The organism is Flammeovirga sp. OC4, assembly GCF_000812565.1.
Lineage (GTDB): Bacteria > Bacteroidota > Bacteroidia > Cytophagales > Flammeovirgaceae > Flammeovirga.
In genome coordinates, this window is sequence record NZ_JTAM01000001.1 from 146,852 (window position 1) to 166,426 (window position 19,575).

Here is a 19,575-nt window from a genome sequence, read left to right on the forward strand (position 1 = left end):
ATTATAATCCTAAGAGTGAACTAATTTTTTAAGTGGATTTGTCCCCGCATCAATTAATCTTGAATCATAACGAGCAAAAGCAATGAATCCCGCTTGCAGGCTTTCAGCATATAATTCATTTAAACGCATCATTGTAACGCCACTTCTTACAGTTCTAAGAATAAACTTGCTGAAGTCTCCAAAATAAATTGATGAATTACCCGTTCCAATAGCGGAAATATTATCATCAATAACATATGGTTTACCATAAATTTTGTCTGGTTCGCCATCTCTCATTGATGGGACCCATAAAGGATTATCATCATTAGATCCAATTTTCAATTTCTTTAAAGCCAACAATGTTGAATCAGCAAACGCAAAGTGTGATTTCTTACGATACTTTGAATTTACTGAATGCATTAAATCAAGTAAATCTGTATCTGAAATTGCTGTTGCTCCTGCTGTAAAACCAGTAGGTACTTTATTCAAACCTTCGGGCTGATCTGAACCAGTACCATCGATTAACTTAACGCCTAATGTTCTGTAGATTCTTTCACCTAACATCATTGTTATCTCACTTTGCAAATCAAATGCACTGTCTTCAATCAATGACAAAGGTACTTTCACCTTTTTAGATGAAAAGATATAAGACTTCAAAGTCTTAGAACCAAAAGAAGGGTCTTGTTCGTCTACCTCTTGGTTTTCTCCAATCATTTCACCTGTGTTTCCAGTATCGTTAACACTAGGCCATGGAATATCAGCACCGTCACTTGTTGGAATATTACGCATTATCTCAATAACACCTCCTTCATCAATTACGGCTTTTTCTAACTCTCTTTGGAAACCTTCAGGAACTACAAAACCACCAGTTGAACCAGTACCAGAACCTAAAGCTCTTTTCTTCATTTGGTTGTAAATGGCTCTTTCTTGTGAGTCAAGATTATCAGGGCCAACTCTTAAAACAGTTTCAAAAACTCTTTTCTCAACATCAGCATTATCCTGAGTATAAGAAGAATTCCAAGAACGCCCTTCATTGACGTTGTTTTCGTTTTCTCTTAATACTCTTTGACCGTTTTCAGAATTCAGCTTTTCAATTCTTTCAGCTTGTCTTTTAAAACGTTCTGCATCTTCATGCATACGGTCAAACTTTGTTTCTTCCTCTTGTGAAAAAACTCTATTTTCTTTACCTGCTAAATCAACAAGTGCTTTCGCTTCTGTGTCAATTCGTCTAGCTTCGTCACGTAATGAAGCAGGCGAATTGTAATCAATAGTATTTGGCATATTGATATTATTTTGATTTGATGTATTTAAATTTTGTTGTACTCCCGAATTCAAAAATTCGTCTACTTCATTGAAAAAGGCCGAACGCTTTACCGCATTAGGGTTTGCAGGAATATCAACAATTGAAAATTCTTTTAACTCTACTCTTGTGAAGTAGAAAATATTGGGGTCCTCTCCATGTTCTTCAACACCTCTATGACCTTCTTTTGGAACAAAACCCACTGACACCCCTCTAATTGTTCCGAAATCAACTTTCTTTCTGATTTTTTCAGCAAGCGGGTTAATGTCTTCAGGTTCAAATTCTACTCTACCAATAAGTTTTTCGCCATCTTGGAATACTTCACCTTTACCAATGATATTGTCTGGCGTTGGTTTATCATGCCAATCATTACCCCTTAAATGATTGTATAAAACAATGGGATTCTTTCTGTAATGAGTTAAATCCCAAGCATCAGATTTAATTACAGTTCTGTAAACATCTTTTGAAGGATCACTAATTACAAATTCGTAATCGTTACTATCTTCATCCTTTCTAGTTATGAAACCATTCGGTACAAAGACATCAACCCTTTTATTTAATTTCAGGCTCATTTTGATTTTTATTTTGGTTTGGCTCCAATGTCATATTAGTTGGAACATAGTATTCGTAACCCCCTTCATATGGGTTCATTTCTTCTTTCTCTCTGATTTCGTTTGGACTAATTGAAGCAGTATAGAAGAGGTTTTTATAATATTCTGATCTTGCTTTTGGATCCCCTCTTAGTAGCATTTCTAAATTGTACCTAGTGTAATAGGTCTTTCTTTCTCTTCTAGTGAATAGTTTTCTATCTAATTCTTTTTCCTGTCGAACTAGCCAAGGGGTAATCGTAAACTTTGTAAAACCAAGGGTAAGTGATTCAATATTGTTATAACTGGCATTGTCCAAACTTTGAATCATATGTTGTGGCATTCTGAAAATCCCGCAAATTTGCTCCCTAGTTAATTTGTGAGTATTGATAAATTGAAAATCATCTAACGGAATCTTTAAACGCTCTAATTTTGTCTTTTCATCAAAAATTGCGGTTTTAAACCTTTTGCCTGCCCCTGTATGATTTTTATTCCATTCCTTACGAATGTTTTCTACTACTGTATTTTCACCTTTTTCATTTTGTTTAAATGCTCCATTGTAGTAAATCACATCTGAGACAAAACCATAGTTTTCATAATATTCAACCCCTAGATTTTGTGAAGCTAAACCCATACCCACTGACTGAGCATTCATGCGAATAGGTGAAAAACCTATAACACCATCACCACCAAAGCCCGAAAAGTGAATAACATTTTCCTGCAATATTGGGTCCCATGCTTCAGTGTTATAATTCCATATATAGTAATAGTATTTATTCTCTTTGTGCTTCTTTATAACCTTCCATTCTTCAGGGGCTTTCTGCCAAATTGCAATAGGTCTTCCATAATCGTCACGTTGAATAACAGAAAGTGAATTACCATACAAAGCACATAAAGCAGTCATTGTCTCTTTCCAACCTACAATATTAGTAGATGGGTTAGGTTCTTCTTTTAATATGAAATAGACATTCTTATTGATAGCTTTTTCTTTACCTTTTTCTGTTCTTTTGTAAGTGTTTAAAGGTAATGTTCCAACTGTTTCACTGATCACTCTTACACAAGAAAAAACAACTGACAATCTTAATGCTGAAGCTTCAGTAACATTTGTACTATTCCCGTTAAAATAATCAAATACTTGGCCTAAAACATCCCAAGAAGAAGATTTACTTTCAATGAAAAATTTCTTTAATTTTTCGTATGCTCTTTTTGCTAAATTCATTTTCTACTTAAAATGTATATATACCAACATCATCAGATTTTTGGCCTCTTTCTGGATCTTTCATCCAAGCTGCAAGGGCCATAATTGCAGAAACTACACCGTCTACTTTGTGCTTATCTTGTCTCTTTACCACTTTTATATTTCCCGCTTCATCTGCTTTTATTTTCACACCTCTCAGCATCCAAGAAAAAACTTTGTCACCATCATGAATGATTTCTCCTGCTACTGCCATTTTTTCAAAAGTCTTTGTGGGTTCAGACATACTTGCGTAACCCTGCCCTATTCCTTCCAATGGTAAACCGTCCTCGATCAAATCTAAAAATTGTGTTGACTGCCATCTATCATAATGTGTAAACCTCACATCAAAGGATTCATGAAAAGACCTGACTTTTTCTTTTACAAATGCATGATCAACTACATTGCCATCGGTGGCGGTAAACCTTGGATGAAATTCTGACCAATAATCATAAGGAATACCCGTTGCTTTTGATCTTTCATATACCGTTGATTCAGGCACAAAGTACCATGTAAACAAAGCAAGTTTTCCGCTTCCATCGTCTGCAATTGCCGAAAACGCTGTTATATCACGAGTTGATGATAAATCAAGCCCGCAATACCAAACAGCATTTTTATAATCGTCAAGGTTTATTTCTTTATTATTCTTTTTCCAGTCTTCAGATGGAATCCATGTTTTTGCAGAATCTACCCAAATGTTTAAGTTTTTTGTCTTAAAATTCACCTGCTCAGAAGGCATGTTCTTCGCAGATGTAAATTCATCTTCTATCCATTTGAAAGGTACTGTAATATCTAAACAAGGGTTTGCTTTTCTCCATGCTTCAGGGTCCTGCCAGTCATCTTTTTCATCTAATGTGAAAATCATGGAAAAATACTTTTCATCTTCCTTTTCCTGTTCTAGAATTGAAATCATTACATCTCTCAATTCATAACAAGGGGCATCTTTATTAAATCCTGCGGTGGTAATCACAGACAACAAAGGGCTTTCTCTTTGGCCCTGCCCTGATTTAATCACATTGTAAACTTCTGCGGTTTTATGAGCATGATATTCATCGACAACCCCAAAATAAGGATTAAGACCATCTAGTGTATCTGCATCACTTGAAAGAGGTTTTGCTATACCACCATTTGCAGGATTAATAATTTCATGAGCTTGATTTTTTAGTCTTTTTCTTAGTTCTCTACATTCTTTGATTTGAAGTTTAGCTTCTTTAAAGGCGATTCTTGCTTGATCTTTTGTTGTTCCAGTGTAATAAATTTCGGGTGCTTTTTCACCAGAAAGAATCAATCCTATGAAAGTAATAATAACTATTAAAGCTGTTTTCCCTTGCTTTCGGGCCATTTCGATATAACAGTATTTAAACCGTCTGGAACCGTCATTATTTTTCCACCCGAAAAGGTTTGCTAAAATAAACGCCTGAAAAGGTTGAAGCTTTATTCTTTCTCCTGCTCCCCTGCCTTTTGTAATTCTGAAAATTGAAGCAAATGCAATAGCAATCTTCGCCGACTTTTCACAAAAGTAAAATCCTTTTTCCTCTTGTTGCTCCAAGTCACGAACAAACCTTTCAACTGCTAATTTATTATACCTACATACAACCTCTTTTCCAGAAAGTACATCATCAACATAAGATTGTACTTGTGGAATCATTCAAACTAACAAATAGTTAATTCAATCTCTTCTTTTAAACTTGATTGCAAATGTTCTAAAGTTTTTCTTGAACTGGTAACATCTTTACTCCCGTCTCCATCGATGTCACGAAAGAAACGACCAATCAGAACGCAACCCCTAGTCTGTCTGTTGTAGTTACCAACATGAATCAAAATATCTGATCTTCCCCGTACTTCTTTACCATCAAGTTCAAAAATCTTGAAACATTTGCCGAACCTTGGAGAATTCCAAGGAACGACTTTATACAAACCTGTCGGTATACAAGAAATATTTCGTTGGTTATTTCGCCAAGGCAATTCAATTGTCTTAGATTCAAAAACTTTTTTCTCTTTGTCGAATAGTAATAAATGACCTAATGTTTGTTTAGTGTCATCTATTGATCTGATCAATATTGCTTTCATTAGCTATTCATTTCTTTTAATAGTTTGTCCAATGCATCTTCTTCAGCCTCTTTTTCAAAAGCTCCCGTTTCCTTCATTGCCATGATGACAACTTTAAGAGAACCAATTTCTTTTGAGGGGAAAATTTTCCTAGTTCCATTTCTGAATAGTTGAATATTTTCTAATGAAACACCTAATACTTCCCTGAATAATGTTTTTACAGCTTCGGTTTCTTCCCCTTCTTCAATTTTTACTTGCTCTCCTTTCCTAACGTCATCAACTTTATTGAATACATCTTCTTTTATTTCTTCTTCTTCAGTTGAGATAAAAGGAACATCAACGCTTTTAAGTTTCTTGTAGTCTTTCTTATATCTGCTGATTGAATCTTTTGAAATGTCACCTCCTAACCTTTTTACACCTTCTTCAATTTCTCGTAATGATTCTCCCTGCTCCAAGGCACGGTCAATAAATTCTTTGTGAGGAGATGATAAAATTTTAAAGTGCTTCATTTCAATAGTGTTATGGCTGTCGCATTCGCGCGACAAAACCAATGCGACACGTTTTTTTTATGTCATGTACGTTCGGGGATAGTGCGGTCTATATGGAAAAAGTAATTTGTGATTAAACACCCATACCCCCGTTAATAATTATTCTATTATTCTTATTAAGCATTTACTTATGTCGCACTTAATATTAACATGCTTGTGTTCATAACGCATTCTTGATTCAACTCTTTTAAATAATAATCTATCAGCTATTGCCGAACCGTAATGATCTTTACAATACACTTCACCTTTTGAAAATAGTTCCTGAATATGGCTATCAACTAACCTAGTAGTAGTACCAGAACGTCTTTCACCTTTTGGTACTCCTATTTCTTTGAATGTTTTATTGCTCATTATAATCTTTCTTTAGCAGACTTTGAGTTGTGACATGATTCACAAAGTATTTGAACATTGCTTTCATCAAAGAAACGTTCTGGTGCTAACCTTACTGGTTGTATATGGTCAAGTACATTTCCTTTCTTATAACAACCTTCTGTTTCACAAATACCGCCACGTTCGGCGAATATACTTTTGCGAAACTGTTGCCACTTGTAAGACTTGTACTTCTTATTTCCTGTACTGGTCCAACCGCTCCCCTTGACCTTGGTATCTCTTTTGGGATTCCAAGGAAGAGAAGCGTTTTCTTTTTTGAGATAAGGCATAACTATTTAGCTTTCCTCTTCTCAATTACATTACCTACGGAATCATACCAGATAGAATCCCCTTTTGCTGTAATGACAAAACGTTCATCTTCTGGTAATGTCTTCGGTGTTGTTTTTTCAATGGCGTTCTTTGCGGTATCTTGCCAGAACGCTGAAACACCGAAATACCCAAGCATTACCATCGTTATAGAAGTAATCCCAAGAACGTTTCTAATTCTCCATGCCTTGAATCTTATTTTCCCTGAATCTTGTGTTTTCATCTTCTAACCTTTTGTTTTTTATGGTGAGTTCAATTATTTGTGCGTGTAACTGGCCTTGTTTGTAGATCGCCTCTTTGACTTCATCAACCAATTGCTGTGCTTTCTTCTCTTTTACTTTTACTTCTTCACGGTAATAGCTTATTTCTTCATCAAATTGTTTGACTTCATTGTCAAACTTTTTCATGAAATTCTTTCTTCCCTCTTCTGCTTTTGCTTCTGTATTCTCTAACTTTTTGTTTAGAAAATAGATTGCAAACATTAAAGCACCAGTTAGAGTCAAGCTTTCAAAAAGCTTGTCATATTCTGCCAAATTTGTTTGACTAATGTTTAAGAATGGATATAGAAAAGAGAGAAGAAAAGGTGCAATACTTTTCATTGGTTATCAATTATTTTTTTGATGATTTTTTTGACTTTAATCCTAGCTGTTGTTTTAGAACAATTCTTTTTCTTGGCTAATCGTAAATACTTACAATCAAGATTCATGTAAGCGTATAAATAGTTTCTTTCTGTTCTAGTAAGACATTTAATTACATCTTCCAAAACTATTTCCTCTTGTTCATCTTCTGCGTATTCTATAAGATTATCACACAAATCATATACATTGTCCACTGCTTGTATTTTCTTAGCTTTCAATGTAACCGCTTTACGATATTGATCAATAGTTCTATTTTTTAGAGAGGTAAGAAAGAGAGCTTTTATTTCTTTGTATTGTAAACCTGAATATTCTGCTAAAAGGAAATCTAAACAAACGTCTTGGAATACATCTTTTCTTGAAAGTCCTAAACGATTTATTTGTTCAATTTCATTTCCTTTTTCCGTGAATACTTTACAGAATTTATTAAAAATATCAATAGATTCATTTTCAATAAAATAGGTTACTGAATGAGTGTATTTTAATTGATAAACCATGACGAATTGCTTATATTTGTTATAAACAATTCAAGTAATATTAGTTAAAATTAAGGGGTTGTTTTGGGAGAACAACCCTTTTATATTATAAACGAAATTACATTAAAAAAGGGAACTTATTAAGAAGAAATATATAATTGTTGAAAGTATAATTTTAGTTTTCGGGTTATTAAAAATGGAGAAAATAAAGCCCCTCAATTTTGTTGAGGGGCTTTTATTATACAGAAAATTATTTTTTAAATTTCAATGACCCATTCATATTTTTTACCAATCCCCATATAAGGTGCTTTGATAAACTTTAGCTCTCTGTAATGATAATCTGAAGGCTTATCACTACTATCATCATCAATACGCTCTTCAATGAGCAAATTAATATCCGAACCTTCATAGGTATCTGGATTAGGCAATTTTTCAATTGCTTTCAAAAGTTCTTCGGTACTTATTTTTATCATAAAGGCCTTAATTTATTTTGTTGTGATTTTAATTTATCATCGAGCCATTTTTCATAATCTTTAGTTTCTTCTTTAAAATCTTTTCCTAAAGAATATACAAAACTATCAATCATATGATTATTTGAATCAATTTGATTCAATCCAGTCGAATAAGGTATTTCCACCCCATCAACTTTAAAGTGAAGCGACTTTGCTTTAATTACTTTCATTTCTTTGTAATGCTAATTAGAATAAAGATAATTGATTTATTATTTATTACATTCAACATATCGAAAGCTTGTAAAATGGAGGATAGCCATTGGTTCAGATTGACGTTTTTTAAACCATTCGCAAAAGTTTTCAAAAGTCAGTCCGTCATTTTCTGCAACTGTTTTCCAATCGAAATATTTACCTTCAATTTTTGCAAATACAAAATTGTCCGGTTCCTCCAATTTCTCTACCCCTATTTTTTCAAGCTTCAAAAGCTCTACCTGTTTTGATTTATAAGGAAGTCCACTCCAATATCTTATTGAAAGGATCGCTTCTCCTTCATTAATCTTTTCGGCTCTTTCATTCCATAAATCATAATTCGATCTAATTGTATGAAGTTTTGAAAGCAAAATGTTGTCTAAAAAACCCGTTCTCTCTCCTGCTCTCTTATGGGTCTTGGGGAAATATTTTGAGAGAGTTAAAACATAAGTCTTCTTTTTCATAATATTTTTCATGTTTTAAATTAATCTATACCCCGAATAAGATAATCGATGAAGTAATATAATTACTCTCTTACACCTTATCTGAAAGGTGTAAGAGAGTATATTTAATTGCTAAGGGGTTAGCAATTTTTTCATACCCCCTAGATTTTTTTTCACATCCCTAGGTAATTTTCACATACCATTTATCTATTATTCTATTAATCAATAATTCTTTAAAGATTTAGAATTTTAATGATTTGAATTCGTTGAATACTCGTTGCTCCAATACAACTACATAATATCTTTGGGTTGTAACGATTGAAGAGTGCCCCAACATACGTGAAACGCTTTCCAATGACATACCTTTCAATAACATCATTGTACCAAATGTTTTCCTACCTATTTTACAAGTGACTGGTTTTTCTATCCCTGCCCCTATACGAAGCTTATTAAGGTGAAAATTTAAATTCGTCACATTGTTAAAGTCCTTAGAATGCTCACCATTGATTTTTTTTAATAATTCAACTGCTTTATCTGTAAGAGGTATAATACACGCCCTACTGTTTGTTTTACTCGTCTTTGAGCGCTGTATTTTTATATACTTCTGACCATCATTCACAAATAAATGTTTTTCTGGTGAGTAGCTTTTTATTTCGTTGTAATGCATTCCAGTATAGCAGGCAAGTAAAAACCAATTTTTCGCTTTAATTTGCTGCTCATTGGTTGTTTGAAATTTCTCAATTAATTCTAATTCTTCCATTTCTAAATAAATGATTGATGGAGAATAACTTGCTTTAATATCTAATTTACCTAGCTCTGGTAAGTTCAACCCTGCAAAAGAGAATTTTGCTTTAAAATAATTTATAGCTTTCAAGAAAAAAGTTATGTCTTGTCTTATTGAATTTGTAGACCTTCCTTTTTGGGATAATGAAACGAAAATATTTTCCAATTGAATTTTAGTCACCTCTTCAATATTGTTTAGTTTATTTTGCTTCGTAAATTTCTCTATTCGATTAGACATAAATTTCAAATGCCTGAATCTATTTTTTGATACAAATTCCTCTCTACTTTCTATGTAAAGTTTAAGAACTCTTTCAATACTCGTATCAGTATTAATACCTCTTACATATTTTAAAATTTCATTTGCTGTTAAGTACTTATTAGTTAGACATAGATTATTTGCTACACTCCTTATATGTGTCTCACATAGAAAAAGTGATTCATTTAATTGGTTAGCGTTTTTACACCCTTCAATTCTACCAGATATAAAGTGTTCTTTTTTACATTTTACACCTGTATGATAACCAGAACTTGCTCGTTTGCCGTTTAGACTGATATTTGCCATTACTACGCCCATACCAGTTTTTTCAAAAGTCCTTAGTTTTCTAAAGTAGAATGTTACGTTTAGTCTCATTTGTTGAATAAAAACCATCGCATGTATTGTTTAAGAATAACATTACATGCGACCACAAAAAAAGGTCATCTTCTAATTGAATATAGAATAGACCTCCTTTTAAAAAGTTGTTTACAATAAAAAATATGGTTGTGATAGATTGATTGATAAATTTTTGTTTTCATAGCGCAAAACAAATAAACTTCGCTCGTGGAACAAAAAAGATTTGGTATTTCTTTATTGTAAAATAAAATATTTTTCGTTTTTTGAATTGTTAATCAATACAGAAAAACAAAGAAATACATTGATAAACAGTGTTTTACAACTTATTTTCAGTACGTAATTTATACACTTAAATTGAGAAGTCCGAAACATTGACTATGTTAGTACTTTCGTTCGTGTTATTTGTTTATCACATCTAAAAAATAATGAGTACAAAATTACCAAAACTAGTTAAGGACGACCCATGGTTGGAACCGCAAACTGAAGAGATTAATGCTAGAATAAACAGCTTCGAGCAACTTAAAAATGACCTGAATGATAAATATGGTAGTATATATGAATTCGCTGGTGCTCATAAGTTCCTTGGCTTTAACTTTGACGCAACAAACAACGGTTGGTGGTATAGAGAGTGGGCACCCGCTGCACATGCTTTATATCTAACTGGTGACTTTAACAACTGGAATAGAGATAGTCATCCTTTAAGAAAAATTGAAGGATCACTACATTGGGATGGTGTTTGGGAGATTTTCCTTCCAAAAGATGAATACAAAGACACGTTTGTACACGGAAGTTTTATTAAAGTAAGAGTTTTATCTCAGATCGGTGATCATGATAGAATTCCTGCTTACATTACAAGAGTGGTACAAGAACCAAATTCTCCAAACTTCAAAGGGCAATTATGGTTTAGTGAGGAAACGAATTTTGATTGGTCTGATGACAATTTTGAAACGGCATCAATCAAAAACCCAATTATATACGAGGCTCACGTAGGAATGTCCCAAGAAGAAGAAAAAATGGGTTCTTATGTTGAGTTTACTGAAAATGTACTTCCAAGAGTTAGAGATTTAGGATACAACTGTATTCAATTGATGGCCGTACAAGAGCACCCTTATTATGGGTCTTTCGGTTATCATGTTAGTAATTTCTACGCTGCAACTTCAAAGTTTGGTACACCTGAAGAATTGAAACAATTGATTAAAACGGCACACTCTATGGGTATTGCCGTGATCATGGATATTGTTCATTCTCATGCTGTAAAAAACCACAATGAAGGGATCAATGAGTTTGATGGAACAGTTTACCAATACTTCCATACAGGTGGTAAAGGTGATCATCCTGATTGGGATTCAAAGTTATTTGATTACAAAAAATGGGAAGTAATTCAATTCCTTGCTTCAAATGTTAGATATTGGTTAGAAGAGTTCCATTTTGACGGCTTCCGTTTTGATGGTGTTACTTCTATGATGTATCATCACCATGGTCATGCTGGCTTTGGTAGTTATGATGACTACTTCAATATGGGTGTAGATGTAGATGCAGTACGCTATTTACAATTAGCCAACGAAGTGGCTCATGAGATCAAATCTGACGTCATTTCTATTGCGGAAGATGTATCGGGTATGCCAGGCTTAAGTAGAGCGTCTGAGGAAGGCGGTGTAGGCTTTGATTACCGTTTGAGCATGGGTATTCCTGACTTCTGGGTAAAACTTCTTGAAGAACAGAAAGATGAAGACTGGAACGTTTGGGATCTTTGGAGCGTAATGCTGAACAGAAGAGCCAACGAGAAAGCGATTGCTTATGCAGAGTCTCATGATCAAGCATTGGTAGGTGATAAAACGATTGCCATGTGGTTAATGGATGCAGAAATGTATACAAGCATGGACAATGCAAGTGGTAGCCTTGTCGTTGACAGAGGTGTTGCCCTTCATAAAATTATTCGCTTCTTAACTTGTGTTCTTGGGGGCGATGGTTATCTTAACTTTATGGGTAATGAATTTGGTCATCCTGAATGGATCGATTTCCCAAGAGAAGGAAACGGTTGGAGTTACCAATATGCAAGACGTCAGTGGTCATTGGTAGAGAATGGATTCTTACGCTACCAAAAGCTAAATAATTTTGATGGTGCAATGGTTCACTTAGTAAGAGATCACAACTTATTAGAAGAGAACACTCCAGTGAACTTATTGAATATGGATACAGAAAATAAAACAATATGCTTTAAGAAAGGTGATCTTGTTTTTGTTTTCAACTTCTCTCCTACAAACTCACTTCCTGATTACAAATTTTATGTAGGTGATGAAGGTTCTTATGAAATTGTTTTATGTTCTGATGACGAACAATTTGGAGGACACGGTCGTGTAGACACCTCTAGTAAGTTCTTTACGGATGAAGATAAACATATTTCAATCTACAATGTAAACAGAAGTGCTGTTGTACTTAAAAGAGTAGATTAATTTAACTGTAAATTGAAAATATAAATAAGGCTGATTTGTACTGTAATAGTGCAAATCAGTTTTTTTTGTAATATGATTTGATTCGAACTAAGGCTTTGCTATACGTTATAAGTTAAAAACTTATTCGATAAACAGGTTCGCAGTGACGCTATCGCTTGACACTACGAACAGTCAGGTAAATTCAATATCTTAATCACATATAGTAAATGGTTTTGGTATATCAAATCCCATTTCTATAATCTCTTCATGTGACCAACTTCCTCCATTAACTGGGACTCTTAATGAGTCAGGAGCTATTCTTTTAGGAGAACTCATTGAAGGATTCATTGTCTGGAATTCAATAATTAGTTTTTTTGATACATTTTTACTATTAAATTCAGTGCTATAATATTCACTACCGATTCTATATTTATACCGCTTAGGATTCTTACCAGAGAATAGAGATTTCTTTGTAACATAACCAATTGTGTATCTCTTAGGAGAATAAAACTGATAATATAAAAAAATAATTATAGTCACTATATTAACAGTCACACCCAATATAACCTTACTCTTTTTATTTAATTTTAAATTCATTTTTAAAAAAAATTATCTGTTTGCATCTATCAAAAGTGCCTACCTCGAAGCTATTTAAGCTATTATCGTCCATTTTGTTTTCCAGAAATTTACATTTAGCAGTCTAAGTCGTCTTTCAATTTGCAGATGTTACTAGTTTAATTTATTTACCCCCTAACTTAATTGGTCTTCTCTTCAATCCAATTTCATCGGGACTTAAAGTTATCTTTTTGCTTCTTAAACCAACAATTTTGTTATGAAATTTTGGTGTTTTTATTTGTAATACTACTTCTTATTTATGCTTTTCTCCGGTTATAATATTTTTTTAGAAACTGCATCACCTACTAGGGCTTTACTATTTATTTCAAATTGGTTATAAGTTAAGTTACAAACTTATTCATAAACAGATTCGCAGTGACGCTATCGCTTGACACTACGAACAGTGAGGATTATAATAACCTTTTGTAGGGATGTTACATTGCAACGTCCACTGGACCACAAGAAAGAACTATATTTCTAATCACAAGTTTCACACACAACCCGAAAGATAAATCTACATTACCAAGCACAAAAAAAGAGGCTACCCAAAAGGATAGCCTCCACTCGACCATAAAACGAGTTATAGTGCGAAAATATGGTTAACTTCTAATTAGAAGTTGAAGTCTTGCTTGAATGCTTTCAAACCTAAGTACTTAGCAGTAGAACCTAATTTTTCTTCGATACGAAGTAATTGGTTGTACTTAGCCATACGGTCTGAACGAGAAGCAGAACCAGTCTTGATTTGACCACAGTTCAATGCTACTGCTAAGTCAGCAATAGTGTTGTCCTCAGTCTCACCAGAACGGTGTGACATTACTGAAGTATAACCAGCTCTGTGAGCCATCTCAACTGCAGCAATTGTTTCAGTTAATGAACCGATTTGGTTTACTTTGATAAGGATAGAGTTAGCAATACCTTCGTTGATACCACGCTCTAATTTCTCAACGTTAGTCACGAATAAATCGTCACCTACTAATTGTACTTTATCACCACAAAGGTCAGTCAATTTCTTGAAACCATCCCAATCGTTTTCATCCATACCGTCTTCGATAGAAGTGATACAGTATTTCTCAGCTAATTCAGCTAAGTATTGAGCTTGCTCTTCAGAAGTTTTGATACCACCTTTCATGTCACCAAACTTCTCATAGTTGTACTTACCGTCTACGAAGAATTCAGAAGCAGCACAGTCTAAAGCGATAGTGATGTCTTTACCGAACTCGTAACCAGCGTTTGCAACTGCAATTTTAACTGAATCTAAAGCATCCTCAGTTGAATCGAAAGCTGGAGCGAAACCACCTTCGTCACCTACTGCAGTAGAAAGACCACGGTCATGGATAACTTTCTTTAATGCATGGAATACTTCACAACCGATACGGATAGCATCAGTAAAGTTAGTTGCAGATACAGGTTGGATCATGAACTCTTGGAATGCGATAGGAGCATCTGAGTGAGAACCACCGTTGATGATGTTCATCATTGGAACAGGCATTGTGTTTGCAGAAACACCACCTACATATCTATATAAAGGAAGACCTAACTCAGCTGCTGCTGCGTGAGCTACTGCAAGAGAAACACCCAAGATAGCGTTAGCACCTAATTTTGCTTTATTTGGAGTACCGTCTAAAGCGATCATTGCTTGATCGATAGCGTTTTGCTCAAATACAGACGCACCGATTAATTCTTCAGCAATAATTTCATTAACGTTTTCAACAGCTTTTAAAACTCCTTTTCCAAGATAATCTTTACCACCGTCACGTAATTCAACTGCTTCGTACTCACCAGTTGATGCTCCTGAAGGAACAGCAGCACGGCCAATAGTACCAGTTTCAGTTGTTACGTCAACTTCTACAGTAGGATTACCTCTTGAATCAAGAATTTGTCTTGCGTGAACGTCTACGATTAAACTCATGTCTTCGTATTTTTTTTATTATTGATTTTTAAAACGATACAATACTAGGCAATGGAAACGGTTTAAAACATGACTATTGTCAGTCTACTAAAAAGACATCAATATGTTTCAATTAGATCATCAAATAATCCTTTGTTTTTGAAGGTGTTACTAACAAAAGAGTGAAATTAAATAGTGGAATATTAACAAAAAATTATTAATTTTTTTATTCAAGTGTACTTTTAACACCTTAATTTTCAACCTATTATACAAGTCTTGACCTAAAAACACGCTTTTTAGAACAAGGGTATTCACGTATATGAATTTATAGTAAATTAAAACTTAAACCCTCCTATAAAACGAAACTGAGTCAACATTAACTTTCGAATAATAGCTCTTTTTCTATCCTTTACTGATCCAAAAGTACTTTCAAATCCAACGTAGTACTTTTTAAGTTTAACCCCTAGCCCAATAGCGTTTGTAAATCCACTTGCTGGCTCGGTCAAAATATCAATATCCCACTCATCACTTTTAAAAGTGCTCAAAAAAGTTGGTCGTATATTCCAGTACCCTTCAATGGCTATATCATTTGTCAAAGCATAAGTCGCTAAAGGCCCCACTTCAACAAGAGCTACCTCAATAAAATTTAAATTTGATGTTTCTCTCGATTTTCTTCCATACGCGAAATCCAACCAATTCACATCAATTGCGATACCTAATTTATTATTTCTATAAACATACCAATGATTACCCAATTGAAAACCAATAGTAATTATACCATTATCTTTACCTACATAATCACGTTGTAATGAGTAGCTATCCCCTGTTATTGCCATATTAAACTCTAAGTCAAACCCGTTGTTAAAAATAGGTTCTTGAGAAAATGAATAAGAAGTCACCAAAACACATAATAAAAGTGTTGCTAATAGTTTGCTCATGATACAAAAAGTAAGATTAAAAAAGAGGAGTATTTTTTATACTTCCATCAAAAAAAGTAAGACAAACTTATTGTAAATAAACAAGATCTCAAAAATAAAACTGAGAGATAGAGTAAAATGCTTTTATAAAAAAATATCAGTAACCTACCTGGTTACTGATATTTCATTTTTTTGCATGAAAATGTATACTTCCTAGATTCGCTTAGAAAGTGATAATTTTCAGACGAAAAACATATATCAAAAAACGTTTCTTAATTTACCGCTACGGTTTTGTATTCTTATAAATACTCCCTAACGTCAATGACTTTCATGCCAGCTGCTTTGGCTGCTTGAATCCCAGGGTCTCCATCTTCAAACACTAAGCAAAAACGAGGCTCTACTCCCATTCGAATCGCACATTGTAAAAATGTCTCTGGATCGGGTTTAGGGTTTTCGACCTGATCGGCTCCAACTTTTACATCAAACCAATGGTAAACCCCTAGCGATGTCAATGTGTGTTCAATTAATTCATCAATATTTCCAGTACCAATTGCCATTGGCATTTTTCCGTAGTTTTCTTCTGCAATTTTGAAAACAGGCTCAATTGGCTTTACATCATCAATTAATTGGAGATACTCTTTCTCTTTCAAGTCTGCAAGCTTGGGCACATCCATTTCAATGTTGTGCTCTTTTCCAATTTTCTCAAGGATTCTTTCTGTTGACATCCCTGCCAAACTATAAAATTCTTCTTCAGTAAAGTCATACCCTACTGATGCTAATGTCTTTTTCCATGCTAAATAATGTGTAGGCATTGTATCAGCCAAAGTACCATCCATATCGAATATTAGACCTTGGATGCCTTGAGGAATCTTGATTGTTTTGCTCATTGTATTTTGATTTAAATTTTAGCAAAACTAAAGAAAAAAGGGAATATCTTTTCACGAAAACGCTATCAGTTATTTAAACTCGCTTAGTTCACTATGACTTTCTCTGTCCTTGTGTTACCCGAAAATGTCTTCACTTCCACTAAAAGAAGACCAACTCCATAAATCATAGGGATCTCCAAATAATTATTATCAGTTGAAAATTGCCCATATAACCTCCCTGTCGTATCAAATAGATTGACATCAAATCCATTGGTATTAGACAGAACATTTAATTTTTCACCATAGCGGATTGGGTTAGGATAAATTGTCAATTCAGGTACAACATCAGCATTTGAGATCGCACTAGGTCCGTAAATTGTTGTGGCTCCGTCAAAATCCACTTGCTTTAGTCTGTAATAGATAACACTTGCGTTTGGGACTTGCTCATCCAAATAATCGTATTTTAAAGGTACACTTGAGTTACCAGCACCTTCGATTGTTGCAATTCCGACCCAATTCTTTTTATCGATACTTCTTTCTACGATAAACTTTTCATTATTGATCTCAGTCGCAGTGGACCACTCAATCAAAACTTCGTTATTCTTTAATGTTGTCTTAAAATATAGGAGTTCTACAGGAAGATCATCTCCTGTATCAAAACATGAACCTCCTTCCGGCATGATATACTGTACACCATCCACATCTAATCTTACACCTTCTTTCCCACATATTGCATTTTTACCTTCAGCAATAAAATCAACATCTGTGATATGGGCACTGCCGTGAATCATTATTGACGCTCCTTCCTTCATTAAAAATTTAGATGATGTCAACTGTGCCGTAACGACATCAACCCTCACATCTTCATGAATGGTAATTGAAGACCAAATTAAATTGGCCGAAGTAATTGTTGTATCATTTTTAATATCAATTTCAGTCGTCCCAAAATTAGGTTTCACACCAACAGGTACTTCCTCTAAGTTTACACACGAAACTAGAAACATTAATGGAAGTAGAAAAAGATTGAAACACCTCATAGTAAAACAAGTTAGTAGATTAATATACATTGTAATGGATGTAATAAGTGCCAAACACACTCATTATTCAATTGTATACTATCTAACTAACTTGCCTCTTCTTCGTTTACCCTAAAAGCACCACAAATTTCCTAAAAAGGATCAGCTTATATTGACATCATATTAATAGGTAACCTTTGGCTAACTTCTTATATTTTTTCACCTGTTCATTTTCCCACTCTTCGTCTTTACCTAATATTCCTGACATGAGCTTTGCTACTTTTGGAGCCACTTTTATACTTGCTTTTGCATTTAAAAGCAAACAACGTGTTCTTCTCGCTAAAACATCTTCTAATGTCATTGCCATTTCGAATTCAGTACCCCAGTAAACATCCGCAAAAGTATAAGGAAGGTCTTTGTGTAATTTCTTTTTAAGTGAAGGGACATTTTCTGTCAATTGATCGATCTTCTGAAGATCATTTCCATAAACACTCCTCACATCTGAACGGTCCAAACCTTTTTTATAGCCATGGAGTAATACTTCTTTTGTGATACATTTTACAGCGGGCCATTTTCCTACTCTTTCAATCGTATCAACAGCATCTTCAGCCATTTGTCTATAGGTAGTCCATTTACCACCTACTATGGTAATTAGATTAGAATCACTCACCACAATTTTATGTGATCTTGAAATATTTTTAGTTTCAGCTTTTTGCTTTTTAACCAAAGGACGCAAACCAGCATAAACACTTTTCACGTCAGCTCTAGTCGGTGTTTTGTTGAGGTATTTTGCTGCAGTTTTAAGTATAAAGTCAATTTCATCTTCTAAGGCTCTAGGCTCATGAGATACTTTTTTCAAAGGAGTATCTGTTGTTCCAACTACTATTTTATCATACCACGGTACTGCAAATAGTACTCGACCATCACTCGTTCGGGGGACCATTATTGATGATGCTCCCTGTAAAAACTCTTTATCTAAAATAACATGAACACCTTGACTTGGACTCACCATTCTTTTGTGTTCTTCATTGTCCATTTTTAGGATTTTATCGACAAAAACACCTGTTGCATTGACAATTATCTTTCCCTTGACCTCAAAAGCTTCTGCTGTAAGCATGTCTTTGACATGTACTCCACTTACTTTCTCGTCATCATTTTTGATTAATCCCGTTACCTTCACATGGTTTAGAATCGTCCCACCATAATCACTAATAGTCAATGCTAATGTCATGGCATATCGTGCATCATCAAACTGTCCATCATAATACCTTACTCCTCCAAGGAGTCCTTCTTGATTGAGGTTAGGTATATGTTCAATAGTTCTTTCTTTAGAAATCATTTCTGATGGGCCTAGTCCTAATTTACCAGACATAACATCATATACTTTGAGTCCGGTTGTATATAAAGGAGCATCCCACCAATCATAAACAGGTACAATAAACTTTTGATCATGAACTAAGTGAGGAGCATTTTCTTTCATTAGACCTCTTTCTCTAAGTGCCTCTCTTACCATCGCCACATCACCTTGCTTAAGGTATCTTACTCCTCCATGTGCTAGTTTTGTACTTCTACTAGATGTGCCTTTTGCAAAGTCATGTTGTTCGAGTAACAATGTCTTATAACCTCGTAGACAACTATCTAGCGCTGTACCTAAGCCCGAAGCTCCTCCTCCAATAACAATTACATCATATTCTTCGAGTGCTTTAAGCTCACTAAGCATCTTATCCCTGTTCATCATATCTTAGTATTAAAGTGTATTTTTATAGTCTTTTGTAAAAGTAATTTAATAAGATTCTC

At 34.2% G+C, this 19,575-nt stretch carries 21 protein-coding genes; 1 reads left to right on the forward strand and 20 read right to left on the reverse strand.

Annotated elements, in window-relative coordinates:
- Window positions 1-9: 9 nt before the first annotated feature.
- From PL77_RS30060 to PL77_RS00740, 14 genes are all read right to left on the reverse strand, one after another.
- Window positions 10-1,851, reverse strand: a complete 1,842-nt coding sequence (locus PL77_RS30060; RefSeq protein WP_052444060.1) for a phage major capsid protein — start codon at window positions 1,849-1,851, stop codon at window positions 10-12.
- A complete protein-coding gene (locus tag PL77_RS00680; RefSeq protein WP_044200665.1) occupies window positions 1,832-3,085 on the reverse strand; it encodes a phage portal protein in 1,254 nt (417 codons plus the stop codon). Before PL77_RS00680 ends, PL77_RS30060 begins: the two co-directional genes overlap by 20 nt.
- 7 nt (window positions 3,086-3,092) lie before the next feature.
- A complete protein-coding gene (locus PL77_RS30065; protein ID WP_052444061.1) occupies window positions 3,093-4,748 on the reverse strand; it encodes a terminase large subunit in 1,656 nt (551 codons plus the stop codon).
- 5 nt (window positions 4,749-4,753) lie between these two features.
- The gene (locus tag PL77_RS00690; protein ID WP_052444062.1) at window positions 4,754-5,170 is read right to left on the reverse strand and encodes a DUF5675 family protein; all 417 of its coding nucleotides are present in this window, start codon (window positions 5,168-5,170) and stop codon (window positions 4,754-4,756) included.
- Window positions 5,170-5,658, reverse strand: a complete 489-nt coding sequence (locus PL77_RS00695) for a hypothetical protein (RefSeq protein WP_044200667.1) — start codon at window positions 5,656-5,658, stop codon at window positions 5,170-5,172. The genes PL77_RS00690 and PL77_RS00695 overlap by 1 nt, the downstream gene beginning before the upstream one ends.
- Before the next feature lie 138 nt (window positions 5,659-5,796).
- Window positions 5,797-6,048 (reverse strand): hypothetical protein, encoded by a 252-nt coding sequence (locus tag PL77_RS00700; protein WP_044200669.1) that lies wholly within the window; start codon window positions 6,046-6,048, stop codon window positions 5,797-5,799.
- Entirely contained in the window at window positions 6,048-6,356 is a 309-nt protein-coding gene (locus PL77_RS00705; RefSeq protein WP_052444063.1) for an HNH endonuclease, read from the reverse strand. The genes PL77_RS00700 and PL77_RS00705 overlap by 1 nt, the downstream gene beginning before the upstream one ends.
- Before the next feature lie 2 nt (window positions 6,357-6,358).
- On the reverse strand, window positions 6,359-6,616 hold the full coding sequence (locus tag PL77_RS00710) for a hypothetical protein (RefSeq protein ID WP_156152197.1): 258 nt from the start codon (window positions 6,614-6,616) through the stop codon (window positions 6,359-6,361).
- The gene (locus PL77_RS00715; RefSeq protein WP_044200672.1) at window positions 6,567-6,992 is read right to left on the reverse strand and encodes a hypothetical protein; all 426 of its coding nucleotides are present in this window, start codon (window positions 6,990-6,992) and stop codon (window positions 6,567-6,569) included. Before PL77_RS00715 ends, PL77_RS00710 begins: the two co-directional genes overlap by 50 nt.
- Window positions 6,989-7,525, reverse strand: a complete 537-nt coding sequence (locus PL77_RS00720; RefSeq protein ID WP_044200674.1) for a hypothetical protein — start codon at window positions 7,523-7,525, stop codon at window positions 6,989-6,991. The genes PL77_RS00715 and PL77_RS00720 overlap by 4 nt, the downstream gene beginning before the upstream one ends.
- A gap of 236 nt (window positions 7,526-7,761) precedes the next feature.
- Entirely contained in the window at window positions 7,762-7,977 is a 216-nt protein-coding gene (locus tag PL77_RS00725; RefSeq protein WP_044200676.1) for a hypothetical protein, read from the reverse strand.
- Complete coding sequence (locus tag PL77_RS00730; RefSeq protein ID WP_044200678.1) at window positions 7,974-8,186, reverse strand: hypothetical protein; 213 nt, start codon at window positions 8,184-8,186, stop codon at window positions 7,974-7,976. Before PL77_RS00730 ends, PL77_RS00725 begins: the two co-directional genes overlap by 4 nt.
- Before the next feature lie 39 nt (window positions 8,187-8,225).
- The gene (locus tag PL77_RS00735) at window positions 8,226-8,669 is read right to left on the reverse strand and encodes a hypothetical protein (protein WP_044201003.1); all 444 of its coding nucleotides are present in this window, start codon (window positions 8,667-8,669) and stop codon (window positions 8,226-8,228) included.
- Window positions 8,670-8,889: 220 nt separating this feature from the next.
- Window positions 8,890-10,062, reverse strand: coding sequence for a tyrosine-type recombinase/integrase (locus tag PL77_RS00740; RefSeq protein ID WP_172665782.1), 1,173 nt, complete (start codon window positions 10,060-10,062; stop codon window positions 8,890-8,892).
- A gap of 407 nt (window positions 10,063-10,469) precedes the next feature.
- Between PL77_RS00740 and PL77_RS00745 the strand changes: the two genes are divergently transcribed.
- Window positions 10,470-12,497: an alpha-amylase family glycosyl hydrolase gene (locus PL77_RS00745; RefSeq protein ID WP_044200682.1), complete on the forward strand. Its 2,028-nt coding sequence runs from the start codon at window positions 10,470-10,472 to the stop codon at window positions 12,495-12,497.
- A 189-nt stretch (window positions 12,498-12,686) separates the two neighbouring features.
- Here the strand turns inward: PL77_RS00745 and PL77_RS00750 are convergent, their stop codons facing one another.
- The 6 genes from PL77_RS00750 to PL77_RS00775 form a co-directional block, all read right to left on the reverse strand.
- Entirely contained in the window at window positions 12,687-13,073 is a 387-nt protein-coding gene (locus PL77_RS00750) for a hypothetical protein (RefSeq protein WP_044200684.1), read from the reverse strand.
- Between the two features lie 628 nt (window positions 13,074-13,701).
- Window positions 13,702-15,000, reverse strand: a complete 1,299-nt coding sequence (gene eno, locus PL77_RS00755; protein WP_044200686.1) for a phosphopyruvate hydratase — start codon at window positions 14,998-15,000, stop codon at window positions 13,702-13,704.
- A gap of 314 nt (window positions 15,001-15,314) precedes the next feature.
- The gene (locus PL77_RS00760; protein ID WP_044200687.1) at window positions 15,315-15,917 is read right to left on the reverse strand and encodes a hypothetical protein; all 603 of its coding nucleotides are present in this window, start codon (window positions 15,915-15,917) and stop codon (window positions 15,315-15,317) included.
- Window positions 15,918-16,195: 278 nt separating this feature from the next.
- Window positions 16,196-16,783, reverse strand: a complete 588-nt coding sequence (locus PL77_RS00765; RefSeq protein ID WP_044200689.1) for an HAD family phosphatase — start codon at window positions 16,781-16,783, stop codon at window positions 16,196-16,198.
- An 83-nt stretch (window positions 16,784-16,866) separates the two neighbouring features.
- A complete protein-coding gene (locus tag PL77_RS30070; protein WP_156152198.1) occupies window positions 16,867-17,799 on the reverse strand; it encodes a T9SS type A sorting domain-containing protein in 933 nt (310 codons plus the stop codon).
- Between the two features lie 157 nt (window positions 17,800-17,956).
- Window positions 17,957-19,516 carry an FAD-dependent oxidoreductase gene (locus PL77_RS00775; RefSeq protein WP_371199115.1) on the reverse strand — a complete coding sequence of 520 codons (1,560 nt, stop codon included), beginning with the start codon at window positions 19,514-19,516 and terminating at the stop codon, window positions 17,957-17,959.
- Window positions 19,517-19,575: the final 59 nt, after the last annotated feature.